10 protein-coding genes are annotated in these 11,454 nt (G+C 72.1%); 6 read left to right on the plus strand and 4 right to left on the minus strand.

Going from position 1 to position 11,454, the window contains the following annotated elements; translation table 11 throughout:
* Window positions 1–4 precede the first annotated feature (4 nt).
* From ABT297_RS36100 to ABT297_RS36110, 3 genes are read left to right on the plus strand one after another with little or no spacing between them, the layout of a single operon-like run.
* Entirely contained in the window at window positions 5–775 is a 771-nt protein-coding gene (locus ABT297_RS36100; RefSeq protein WP_350556983.1) for an SDR family NAD(P)-dependent oxidoreductase, read from the plus strand.
* Between the two features lie 27 nt (window positions 776–802).
* Window positions 803–1,876 (plus strand): LLM class flavin-dependent oxidoreductase, encoded by a 1,074-nt coding sequence (locus ABT297_RS36105; protein ID WP_350556984.1) that lies wholly within the window; start codon window positions 803–805, stop codon window positions 1,874–1,876.
* Window positions 1,873–3,183, plus strand: coding sequence for an LLM class flavin-dependent oxidoreductase (locus ABT297_RS36110; protein ID WP_350556985.1), 1,311 nt, complete (start codon window positions 1,873–1,875; stop codon window positions 3,181–3,183). Before ABT297_RS36105 ends, ABT297_RS36110 begins: the two co-directional genes overlap by 4 nt.
* Window positions 3,184–3,241: 58 nt before the next feature.
* Here ABT297_RS36110 and ABT297_RS36115 read toward each other — a convergent pair whose 3' ends face one another.
* Together ABT297_RS36115 and ABT297_RS36120 are read right to left on the minus strand one after the other, a co-directional pair.
* Window positions 3,242–4,444: an LLM class flavin-dependent oxidoreductase gene (locus ABT297_RS36115; RefSeq protein WP_350556986.1), complete on the minus strand. Its 1,203-nt coding sequence runs from the start codon at window positions 4,442–4,444 to the stop codon at window positions 3,242–3,244.
* Between the two features lie 42 nt (window positions 4,445–4,486).
* Window positions 4,487–5,647 carry an NAD(P)/FAD-dependent oxidoreductase gene (locus tag ABT297_RS36120; protein WP_350556987.1) on the minus strand — a complete coding sequence of 387 codons (1,161 nt, stop codon included), beginning with the start codon at window positions 5,645–5,647 and terminating at the stop codon, window positions 4,487–4,489.
* A gap of 226 nt (window positions 5,648–5,873) precedes the next feature.
* On the opposite strand from ABT297_RS36120, the gene ABT297_RS36125 reads away from it, so the two are divergent.
* The 3 genes from ABT297_RS36125 to ABT297_RS36135 all read left to right on the plus strand — a co-directional run bounded on the left by ABT297_RS36125 (window position 5,874) and on the right by ABT297_RS36135 (window position 8,726).
* Window positions 5,874–6,872 carry an amino acid ABC transporter permease gene (locus tag ABT297_RS36125; RefSeq protein ID WP_350556988.1) on the plus strand — a complete coding sequence of 333 codons (999 nt, stop codon included), beginning with the start codon at window positions 5,874–5,876 and terminating at the stop codon, window positions 6,870–6,872.
* Window positions 6,872–7,651, plus strand: a complete 780-nt coding sequence (locus ABT297_RS36130; protein ID WP_350556989.1) for an amino acid ABC transporter ATP-binding protein — start codon at window positions 6,872–6,874, stop codon at window positions 7,649–7,651. Before ABT297_RS36125 ends, ABT297_RS36130 begins: the two co-directional genes overlap by 1 nt.
* A gap of 61 nt (window positions 7,652–7,712) precedes the next feature.
* Complete coding sequence (locus ABT297_RS36135; protein WP_350556990.1) at window positions 7,713–8,726, plus strand: transporter substrate-binding domain-containing protein; 1,014 nt, start codon at window positions 7,713–7,715, stop codon at window positions 8,724–8,726.
* Window positions 8,727–8,810: 84 nt separating this feature from the next.
* Here the strand turns inward: ABT297_RS36135 and pdxR are convergent, their stop codons facing one another.
* Window positions 8,811–10,265, minus strand: a complete 1,455-nt coding sequence (pdxR, locus tag ABT297_RS36140) for a MocR-like pyridoxine biosynthesis transcription factor PdxR (RefSeq protein WP_350556991.1) — start codon at window positions 10,263–10,265, stop codon at window positions 8,811–8,813.
* Window positions 10,266–10,286: 21 nt separating this feature from the next.
* Window positions 10,287–11,454 (minus strand): LCP family protein (locus tag ABT297_RS36145; protein WP_350556992.1); only part of this gene is annotated, 1,168 nt, incomplete at its 5' end.

Here is an 11,454-nt window from a genome sequence, read left to right on the forward strand (position 1 = left end):
CTGGGTGTCGGTACCGCGCAAGGCGGTGGTGATTACGGCGGCCGCCAGCGGCATCGGCCGCGCGGCCGCGGAGCTGTTCGCGGCCCGGGGGTTCGGTGTCGTGGCTGTCGACAATGATCCGGTGCGGCTGGCCGGACTGTCCGAGGTGGAGGGCGTCGTCACGCTGCTCGGCGACGTGGCGGAGGAGCGGGCCAACCAGGAGATGGTGGCCCTGGCGCTGAGCCGGTTCGGGCGGCTCGACGTCGCGGTGCTCAACGCCGGCGCGGGCGGGGCGCCGCCGCTGGAGGACGAGGGTGCGATCGCGGCGCTCGACGCGATCCACACCGTCAACGTGCGTGGTGCCGCACTCGGCATCCGGGCGGTGGCACCCGCACTGCGTGCGGCCGGCGGCGGCGCCGTGGTCGTGACCGCATCGATCGCCGCGCTGCGCGGCGATCCGTACACGTGGGCGTACAACACCACCAAGGCCGCCGCCGTCAACCTCGCGCGGTCGGCGGCGCTCGACTACGCCCACCAGGGCATCCGCATCAACGCGATCGCGCCGGGCCTCACACTGACCCCCCGGACCGCCGCGGCCCGCCGGGACCCCGTGCTCGCCGCCGACCTGACCCGGCGCATCCCGCTGGGGCGCTGGGCCGAGCCGCGGGAGCAGGCGGAGGTCATCTGGTTCCTGGCCTCGCCGGCGGCGTCGTACATCACCGGAGAGGTCCTGGTCAGCGACGGCGGCCTCAGCGCCAGCAACGGCTTGTTCTTCCCGCCGGTCGCCGATTCGTGACGACGGCCGCAGAAAGGCGTTCCGCTCATGTCTCTTGTACTCGCCGTTGAGATCGACGGGGAGGGCGCCCATCCCGCCGCCTGGCGGCGCGCCGCCCACCCGCCGTCGGAACCGCTCGGCCCGCGCCGGGTGCGCCACGTCGCCGAGATCGCCGAGCGCGCCGGGTTCACGCTCGTCACGCTCGACGACGACCTGCTGCCGCCCGGCGGCGGGGGAGCGGTCGGCCGGATCGGCGCCGTGGAGCGGGCGGCCTTCATCGCCGCCTCGACCAGCGTGCTGTCGGTGGCCCCGGTGGTGTCCACGACATACACCGAGCCGTTCCACGTCTCCTCGCAGCTGGCGTCGGTCGATCACATCGCCGCGGGCCGGGCCGGCTGGGTCGTCGCGGCGAGCCCGCGGCCCGAGGTGGCCGCGGCCTGGGGGCGGCCGGCCGCCGATCCCGGACAGGAGGCCCTGGATTCGGTACGCGTCGTGCGTGCCCTGTGGGACTCGTGGGAGGACGACGCCGTCATCCGCGACGTCGCCACCGGCCGCTACCTCGACCGGGATCGGCTGCACTACATCGACTACACCGCCGCCGGGTACACGGTGAAGGGCCCCGCCATCGTGCCCCGCTCGCCGCAGGGGCAGCTCGTCGTGCTGGCCCCGCACGGGCTCGTCCCCGACGCCGAGGTCGACATCGCGCTCGTCGGTGGCGCGGACCTGGATGCCGTACACCGAGCCGCCGCCGCTACCACGACGCCGCGGACCTTCGCCGAGATCGAGGTCGCGCTCGACACCGCCGCGGCCGACGGCGCCGACCGGGTCGCCGAGCTCGACGAGCACGCGCCGTGGGCGGGCGGAGGGCGCCTGCGGTACACCGGAAGCCCGCAGGGTCTCGTGGCGCTGCTCGCCGACCTCGACGCGGGCGGTGGAGTCGACGGCGTGCGGCTGCATCCGCTGGTGCTCGACGAGGACCTGGCCGTGCTGTCGCAGTTCGTCGTGCCCGCCCTGATCAACAGCCGTCTTGCCGGCCGCCCGGTGCCGGGCGTCTCGTTGCGCCAGACGCTCGGACTGCCGCGCCCGCAGAACCGTTACGCGCTCCCGGGAGAACCCGCATGACCCGCACCGATCCCGCCGACGTGCCCCGCCCGGACGCCCAGCTGCACTTCGGGGTGTTCTTCCAGGGCGTGAACTACTGGACCATCTGGTCGGACCCGGCGAGCGGGTCGCAGATCTCCCCGGAGTCGTACCGCCGGGTCGCCCAGACCGCCGAGCGTGGCCTCTTCGACGCGTTCTTCCTCGGCGAGGGGCTCCGGCTGCGCGAGGTCGACGGTCGCATCCACGACCTCGACGTGGCGGGCCGGCCGGACGCGATCACCCAGCTGTCGGCCCTGGCCGCGCTCACCGATCGCATCGGCCTGGTCTCGACCACCAACACCACGTTCAACGAGCCCGCCGACCTGGCCCGCCGCCTGTCCGGCCTCGACCTGCTCTCCGACGGCCGGGCCGGCTGGAACGTCGTCACCACCGACAACGCGTGGACGGGCGAGAATTTCCGCCGCGGCGGATATCTCGACCACGCCGACCGGTACAAGCGCGCCGAGCAGTTCCTCAACGCCGCCCGCGCGATCTGGGACGGCTGGCCCGATCCGGTGCGCATCCGCAGCGAGCAGTTCACCGTCGACGTGACGCCGAGCCTGCCCCGCAGCCGCCAGGGCCACCCGGTCATCTTCCAGGCCGGCGACTCCAGCGACGGCCGCGACTTCGCCGCCCGCAACGCCGACGTCATCTTCTCCGCCCACGGCACCGACTTCGACGACGCCCTCGCGTTCGCCGAGGACATCCGGGCCCGGCTGCGCGCGGCGGGACGGCCGGAGGACGACCTGCGCATCCTGCCCGGCGCGTCGATCGTCATCGGCGGCACACCCGCCGAGGCCGAGGAGAAGGCCGCCTGGGTCCGGCGCGAGCAGATCACCCCCGCCACCGCCCTGGCCCAGGCCGGCCTGCTGTGGAACCTCGACCTCAGCGGGTACGACCCGGACGGCCCGCTGCCCAAGGACGACCCGCGGCCGCAGGACACCAGCGGCGCGTTCGGTGCCGCACGCGTCGCCGACGCCCAGAGCACGATCCGCCAGTGGCGCGAGGCCGCCGACGCCAACGGGTGGTCGCTGCGCGAGACCGTGGTCAATCTCGGCCAGCGCTCCCGCGGCCACGTCGGCACCCCGCAGTCCCTCGCCGACAAGTTCGCCCACTTCGTGCGGAACGGCGCGCTCGACGGGTTCAACGTGTCGCCGTACCTGGTGCCGCACGGCCTCGACGACATCGTGAACCTGCTGGTGCCGGCCCTGCAGGAGCGCGGCGTGTACCGCACCGAGTACACCGGCACCACGCTGCGCGAGCACCTCGGACTCCGGCCCCGGCCGTGAACGCGAACACGCCCGGCCATGAGCTGGCCGGGCGTCTTTCACGCGGCTTCGACGGGGCTCATGCGTTGCCGCGCCGGGCCCACTCCTCGGCCAGCAGCCGGTAGGAGCGCACCCGGTCGGCGTGGCGGTGGGTGATGGTGGTGACGGCCAGCTCGTGGGCGCCGGTCGCGTCGCGCAGCTGTTCGAGCTTGTCCGCGACGGTCCGGGGCGAGCCGACCAGCTGGGTGTCGATCCGGTCCCGGACGAGCTCACGGTCCTCCGCGGTCCATTCGTGGCGGGCCGCCTCCTCCGGGCTCGGGAACGGGATCGCGCCGGAGCCCCCACGGATGCTGCGCACCCACAGGCCGTATCCGGACGCGAGCAGGGCCGCCTGCTCATCCGTTTCGCCGACGACGACATCCGCGGACACCGAGATGTGGGGCCGCTCGAGCTCCGCCGACGGCCGGAAGGCGGCCCGGTACGCGTCCACCGCGTCGATGACCGTGCTCGGGCTGTGGTGGTAACCGGCCGCGAACCGAAGTCCCTTCTCGCCGGCCACCGTCGCGCTGGAGCCGCCCGAGGCGCCGAGGATCCACACCTGGATCGCGGCACCCTCGCCGGGGTATGCGCGCACCGCCACGCCGTCGGGCGAGACGTACGTGCCGGCCAGGAAGGCGAGGATGTCGCTGATCTGCGACTCGTACTCGGGGGTGTAGGCGCCCGGCTGCTGCAGCAGGGCGAGCATCGTGGCCACCTTGGTGGCCGACGTGGCCAGGAGGCGGCTGAAGTCGAACTGCTTGGGCAGCAGCAGCCCGTTGTCGGTGCGCTGCTCGACGGCGTGCGCCCCGCCGCCGCGTTTGGCCGCGTACGCCGACACCGCCGCGGCCGTCGGCTGACCGTTGCCGTCCCCGTCGCCGTTGGGGGCCTGGGCCGGCTTCTGCCGCCCGATCGAGCGACCCAGCCCGAGGTCCAGCCGGCCGGGGTGGACCGCGTCGAGCAGCCCGAACTCCTCGACGGTGGCCAGCGGCTGGCGATGCCCGAGCTGGACGCCGGCGGAGCCCACCCGGATGATGCTGGTGGCGCCCGCGACCAGCGCGATCGATATGGCCGGAGAGACGCCGAGCACGCCGGGGTTCAGGTGGTGCTCGGCGAACCAGTACCGCCGGTAGCCGAAGCGCTCGGCCTGCCGGGCGAGATCGATCGCGTTGCCGACGGCGGTAGCGGTGCTGTCGCCGCTGCTGCGCGGTATGAGATCCAGCACGGCCAGGGGTGTTGCGCTCATTCAGGTCCTCCGTGAGTGGTGGTCGGTGCCGGCGTCATCGCCTCAGCCCAGGATTCGTGCGGTACCGAAGCCGCCGGCCAGGCCGGCCCCCGCCGTGAAGCGGCCGGGGGAGAACTGTCCGAGCCGCTCATCGGCGTCGCCGATGAGCAGCCGGGCCACGTGCTCGCCCCACACCGGGGCGAGCTTGAACCCGTGCCCGCTCGTCCCGGCGTCGACATACACGCGCTCGCTCACCTGACCCGTGACCGGCTGCCAGTCCGGGCTGACGTCGTACAGCGATGCCCAGCCGCGATCCGCCACGGCGCGGCCGCGCACCGGTGCCCGCCGCGCCGCGCGGGCGGCGAGCCACGCGAACTCGGCGCTCGTGATCCCGGCGTCGAAGTCGTCCGGATCGGTCGCGGTGGTGGGTGCGAGCGGGCCGAGCAGGAACCGGCCGGCACCGGCGGGCCGGGAGTAGTACCCGTGCTGGAGGTCGATCAGGACGTGCGGTACCGCCCGTGGCACGTCCTGTGGCGGGTGGACCAGGCCGGCCACGACGTGCCGCTCGGCCGTCAGCGGCAGCGTGACGCCCACGTGCGCCAGCAGCGGGCCCGTCCAGGGCCCCGCGGCCACCAGCAGGCGGCCGACCTCGTGCCGGGTGCCGTCGCCGAGCAGGACGCGCACCGCATGCGCGCCCTCGGAGAACTCCCGGACCTCGGCGTGCTCCAGCAGCGTCGCGCCGAGCTCGACGGCCCGGGCGGCGTAGCCGAGCGCGGTCCGGCGCGGATCGGCGTGGCCGGCCCGCTCCTCCCACACCCCGATCGCGGTCCCGTCGAGGTTCAGGTCCGCGAAGCTCGCCGCCAGGTCGGCCGGCGTCAGGACCCGATGGCCGATCCCGGCGGCCGCGAGACCGGCGGCGGTGGCCCGGACATCCGCGGCGTCGCCGGGGCCGTGCAGGTACAGCCCGCCCGTGCGCACGTAGCCGCTCTCGCCGCCCACCCGCGCGTCGAAGTCGGCCAGGACGGTGGTGCTGTCGCGGGCGACCTCGGCCAGGAACCGGTTGGTGTAGTAGGAGCGGACGACCCCGCTGGCCTGCCCGGTCGGGCCGCCGGCTCGCCGGCCCCGTTCGAACACGACCGTGGACACGCCGCGCCGGGCCAGCTGGTACGCGGCGCTGACGCCGTGCACCCCGGCGCCGACGATGCCGACGTCGTACGAGCTCATCCGTGCCTTCCGGGTCCGTCGCGTGGTGCTGGTGCCGATCACGTACGTAGGCCGATCGATGGGCCGACGGCGACAATGATAGTTCAATTGCTAGTTTTCCGATAGGGATTGACAACTAACTGCGATCCTCCCTAGGTTGCCCGGTAAGCGGATGCCGAGCGAGGCATCCTCACGTGCTCGCGCCCCGGCGGTGCGGGCTTGCCGTCACACCGATGGAGCCACTCGCATGAGCGAGCCCGTAACCTTGAAACCGTCGCCCGGAATCGCACCGGCCGGCGGCCACGTCAGCCGGCTCGACCCGCAGGTCGCGCAGCGCCGGGTCACGCCGCGGCTGCGCCCGTGGCGCTGGATCGTCAGCGGGGCCGTGCTGGTGGTGCTGGCGCAGTTCGTCTCCGGCATCTTCACGAACACCCATTACGAATGGCACAAGTTCTGGCCGTACTTCACCCGTGAGTCGATCCTCGACGGCGTCCTGGTCACGCTGCAGGTCGTCGGTCTGAGCGCGGTGTTCGGGCTCGTCCTCGGCGTGGTCGTCGCGCTCGGGCGGTTGTCGACCAACCCGCTGGTCTCCAGCCTGGCGTGGGCGTACGTGTGGTTCTTCCGCGCGCTGCCGCTGCCGCTGCTGCTGATCATCACCTTCAACTTCTCGTACTTCTACCCGCGCCTCGGCGTCGGCATCCCCTGGGGGCCGGTCTTCGCCGAGGTCAAGCTCAGCACCCTCACGCCGCTGGCCATCGCGGTCATCGCGCTGGGCCTGAACGAGGCGGCCTACGCGGCCGAGGTGATCCGTGGCGGCATCCTGTCGGTCGAGCACGGCCAGATCGAGGCCGCGAACGCGCTCGGGCTGTCCAGGGCCCGGCAGCTGCGGCGGGTCGTACTGCCACAAGCGCTGCGCTCGATCGTCCCGGCGTACGGCAACCAGCTCATCGGCCTGATCAAGGCCAGCTCGCTGGTCTACTACGTCTCGCTGCTCGACCTGTTCGGCACGGTGTTCGTGCTGGAGTCGCGGCACCCTGAGTCGCTGGTACCGATCCTGATCGTCGGCGCGGCCTGGTACCTGCTGCTCACCGCGGCGCTGTCGGTCGTGCAGTTCTACGTCGAGCGCTTCTTCGCCCGCGGCAGCGCCCACGCCCTGCCGGCCACCCCGGTCCAGCGGCTGCGGCGCTTCACCGTCGACTCGTGGGGCCGTTTCGTCGGCGTCCGCCTGACCCGGAGAGGTTTCTGATGACGACGACCCTCGACACGGCGGTGGCGCTGGAGATCCGCAACGCGCACAAGTCCTTCGGCCCGCGGGAGGTGCTCAAGGGCATCGACCTGACCGTCCTGCCCGGCGACGTCGTCGTGATCCTCGGCCCGTCCGGTTCGGGCAAGTCGACGCTGTTGCGCACCATCAACCACCTCGAGCGGCCCGACCTCGGATACGTCGCCGTGCACGGCGAGCTCATCGGCGTCGAGGTCCGTGGCGACCGGCTGCACGAGCTGTCCCAGCGGGCGGTCAGGCGTCAGCGCACCCGCATCGGCTTCGTCGCGCAGAGCTTCAACCTGTTCCCCAACCTCACCGCCCGGGACAACGTCGCGGAGCCGCTGATCGCCCACAAGCGGCTCGGCAAGCCGGCGGCGCGCGATCGGGCGATCGAACTGCTCGCCAAGGTCGGCCTCGGCGACCGCGGTGACGCATACCCGCGCCAGCTCTCCGGCGGCCAGCAGCAGCGCGTCGCGATCGCCCGCTCCCTGGCACTGGAGCCCAGCCTGGTGCTGTTCGACGAGCCGACCTCCGCGCTCGACCCCGAACTGGTCGGGGAGGTGCTCTCCGTGATCCGGCAACTCGCCGACAGCGGCACGACCCTGGTGATCGTCACCCATGAGATCGGCTTCGCCCGCGAGGTCGCCGACACCGCGGTGTTCATCGACGACGGCGTGATCGTCGAACAGGGACCCCCCTCTCAGGTGCTCGACAACCCGCGGCAGCCCCGCACCCGGGAGTTTCTCTCGAAGGTGCTCTGAGGCGTCCGCCCGCTCCACCCCGATGGCCGCACGCCGCTCGGGCCACTACTGAAGGAGAAACGTGATCACCGTCAGACCAACTGGCCGGACATTCGCGAGCGCAGCACTCGCCGTGGTGCTCGCCGGAGGGCTCGCCGCCTGCGGGAGCGGCGACGAGACCAAGGCGGAGGCCGAATCGAGCTCCGGCACGGTGACGGTCGGCCTCCAGGCCAAGGGCATCGCCAAGCCGACCGAACTGAAGGTCGAAAAGCAGCAGAGCATCGCGGACAAGGTCCCTGCCGCAATCAAGGCCGACGGCAAGCTGAGCATCGGCATCGGCGCGTTGCCGACCGGCTTCCCGCCGCTGGCCTTCGTCGGTGACGACGACAAGACCATCACCGGTGCGGAGCCCGATCTCGCCCGCCTCGTCGCCGCGGTGCTCGGCCTCAAGCCCGAGTTCAGCAACGACACCTGGGAGAACCTGTTCGTCGGCATCGACTCCGGCAAGAACGAGGTCGGCTTCACGAACATCACCGACACCGAACAGCGCAAGGAGAAGTACGACTTCGCGACGTACCGCCAGGACAACCTGGGCTTCGCGGTGAAGGCCGGCAACAACTGGAACTTCGACAAGAACTACAAGAACCTGGCCGGTCTCAAGGTCGCCGTCGGCGCCGGCACCAACCAGGAGAAGATCCTGGTCGCGTGGCAGGAGAAGCTGAAGGCCGAGGGCAAGACCCTGGAGATCAAGTACTTCGCCGACACGCCCACCACCTTCAAGGCCATCGTCTCGGGGCAGATCGACTCGTACTTCGGTCCGAACCCCGGCATCGCCTTCCAGATCAGCCAGACGCAGGGCACCCCCGACGCCGTGCGCAACGCCGGTGTCTACTCCGGCGCCGGTGAGGCCCTGCAGGGCTTGATCGCGGCCACCACGAAGAAGGACAACGGCCTGGTCAACGCGCTGGCGGAGGCCATCAACTACCTGATCCAGAACGGTCAGTACAAGCAGTGGCTGGCCGCCTACAACCTCGACACCGAAGCGGTGGACACCTCGCTGGTGAACCCGCCCGGCCTGCCGAAGTCCAACTCCTGAGCATCGCGCAGCGCCTGCGGCTGCGGTTCCCGCCGGGCGGCCAGAGCCCGGCGGGAACGCCACCTCCACGCACGACCCCCACGATCAGCGGGCTCGTGGCCCGTCGCCGTAGGCGCACCGGGCGACCTCGGCCGTCGCGGCGGGGATGTCACGCTCCTCGATGGTGCCGAACCCGAGGATGATCCCGTCGGAAACGGTGCCCGGCGCCGGCGTCGAGGTGCTCACCGATGCCTCGCGGACGGTGCGCAGCAGCACTCCCCGGCGCGCGCAGCGGGTCACCAGCTCGTCCAGATCGATCGGTTCCCGATCGCAGGTCAGCGTGATGTGCAGACCCGCCGCTCCCGGGATGACGTCGAAGGTGGGCAGCTCGCGCGCGACCGCCTCGAGCAGCACCTCTCGGCGGGCGGCATACACCGCGCCGGTGCGCCGGACGTGCACGGCCAACCGGCCGTCGTCGATGAACCGGGCCATGGCGCGCTGCGTGGCCCGTTCACCGAACGGGTCGAGGAACTCCTTGACCTGCAGGACGGCCGCGCGAACGGCCGCGGGGGCCAGGAGCCACCCGACCCGCAGCCTGGGCGACAGCGTCTTGGACACCGACCCGACGTACAGCACCCGGCCCTCCCGGTCGAGGGTCCTCATCGGGTCCAGGGCGCGGTGGTCGTAGCGGTACTCGGTGTCGTAGTCGTCCTCGACCACCCATGCGCCGGCCGTTCGCGCCCACGCCAGCAGCGCCGCCCGCCGGGTCAGGGACATCACCGGGCCGAGCGGGGACTGGTGGGCCGGCGTGCAGTAGACCAGCGCGGCCCGCGAGGGCATCCGGTCCACGACGAGCCCGTCGCGGTCGACGGGTACCCCGGTCAGCCGTGCCCTGACTCCCTCGAACGCGGCGAACGCGTCGATGTAGGCCGGGGACTCGATCGCGACGACGTCCGCCGGGCGCAACAGGGTCCGCGCGAGCAGGTCCAGCGCCTGTTGCGTACCGCGGGTGATGACGACGTCCTCGGCGGTGGCCGCGATGCCGCGACTGCGGCCCAGATGGCGGGCCACGGCCGCCCGCAACGCCGGCTCCCCGGCCAGGTCGTGCGCGGTGCGCAGCAGGTCGGTGCGCGAGACCTCCGAGACGTGCAGCGCCCGCCACTCCCGCAGCGGGAACAGCGCCGGGTCGGGCCGGCCATGACGCAGGTCGTAGCGGACCTCGCTGGGCAGCGGCCGTGGCTTGACGACGGACAGGGCCAGCGGGCCGGCCACCGGCATCGGCGCCGCCGGCGCCTCGGAGTTCAGCGCCTGCAGCGCGCGGACCCCCGCCGCGACGAACGTGCCCGCGCCCACCCGGCCATCGGCCAGGCCCTCGGCGACCAGCCGTTCGTACGCCGCCGTGACCGTCGCTCGGGCGACCCCGACATCCTCGGCCAGCGTGCGGGTCGGCGGCAGACGGTCCCCGCTGCGCAGGCGCCCGTCGACGATCGCCTCGCGCAGCTGCCGGTAGAGCGAGCCGACCCGATCACCGGCCTCGCCGGGGTGCAGGTGCAGCTCCACGCGTCATTCCCCTCGACCGGGTCAACCGGCGGCGATGAGATGCGGGTGGGCGGCGACGAAGGAGGGGACCTGTTCGGTCCGCACGGCCTCGAGCAGGTCGAGGGTGGTCCGGTCGAGGGCTTCGGCGTTGTGGTTCTCGGGGGCCTGGTTGAAGGTCCCGTTGTTGGATTTGATGGTGAGCAGGTCGTTGTCGCTGATGCCGCGCATGGCATACAGCCAGTCGGCCAGGTCGATGCCGCCGCTGTCGATGGTCATCGCCTTACCCACGACCTGCAGGACCTGGTTGAGCTGCACGGGGTTGGTGAGCACGTCGCGGCTGAGCATCTTCTTGAACAGGGCCTTGAGGAACTGCTGCTGGTGGCGTTGCCGGTCGTAGTCGCTGTTGGGCAGCAGCTCCCGCTGACGGACGAAGTCGAGCGCCTGCCAAGGTTCGAGGTGCTGGTAGCCGACGTGGTAGACGACCGGGGTGACGCCGGGGATCGGGGAGAGGCCCTGGCCGCCGTCGGCGCGGGTGTACTGCCGGTAGGGGACCTTCGTCTCGCCCTTGGCGTCGTGGCCGACGTGGACGGAGATGGTTTCCTGGTCGACGTACATGTCGACGCCGCCGAGGACCTCGACGACCTGCTGAAAGCCGGTGAAGTCGACGATGGCGGCGCCGTCGAACGTGAGGCCCCACAGGTTCTTGATGGTCATGGCGAGCAGCTCGACGGCGTGGCTGCGCTGGGCGGCGCCGGTGAGGCCGTCGCCGCCGACGGCGTAGGCGCCGTTGATCTTGTCGTGGCCGCCGCGGTAGTGCTTGGCGCCATTGTCGTACGGCGGGATCTTCACCCAGGTGTCGCGGGGTATGGAGATGAGGAACGCGGCGTCGTGGCTGGCCGGGATGTGCAGGATGAGGATCGAGTCGGCGCGGACGGGCTCCGCCGGGTCCTGGCCGGGACGGGCGTCGATGCCGATCAGGAGGATGCTCTTGGCGCCGGTGATGTTGACGTGGCCGCGCTGCTGGGCCTGCTTGCCGGTGTCGCCGAGCAGGTTCTCCTGGGCGACGCTGCGGGTGGCGTAGGAGAGCAGCGCCTCCTTGCCGACGAGAGCGGCGCCGGCGAGGAGGGTCAGGACGGCCCCGACGGCGATGAACAGCCGGGCCCAGGTCGGGTCCGCGTTGCGGCCACGTCGGCCCTGGCCGGGTTCGGCC

Origin of the sequence: Dactylosporangium sp. NPDC000555, from assembly GCF_040300025.1 — a bacterium.
Lineage (GTDB): Bacteria > Actinomycetota > Actinomycetes > Mycobacteriales > Micromonosporaceae > Dactylosporangium.

Excerpts from the sequence above, each read along its gene's own strand:
- ABT297_RS36120 (WP_350556987.1), bottom strand. The coding sequence starts at position 5,647 with ATGAGCTCGTACGACGTCGGCATCGTCGGCGCCGGGGTGCACGGCGTC.
- ABT297_RS36110 (WP_350556985.1), top strand. The coding sequence starts at position 1,873 with ATGACCCGCACCGATCCCGCCGACGTGCCCCGCCCGGACGCCCAGCTG.
- ABT297_RS36125 (WP_350556988.1), top strand. The coding sequence starts at position 5,874 with ATGAGCGAGCCCGTAACCTTGAAACCGTCGCCCGGAATCGCACCGGCC.
- ABT297_RS36130 (WP_350556989.1), top strand. The coding sequence starts at position 6,872 with ATGACGACGACCCTCGACACGGCGGTGGCGCTGGAGATCCGCAACGCG.
- ABT297_RS36105 (WP_350556984.1), top strand. The coding sequence starts at position 803 with ATGTCTCTTGTACTCGCCGTTGAGATCGACGGGGAGGGCGCCCATCCC.
- ABT297_RS36115 (WP_350556986.1), bottom strand. The coding sequence starts at position 4,444 with ATGAGCGCAACACCCCTGGCCGTGCTGGATCTCATACCGCGCAGCAGC.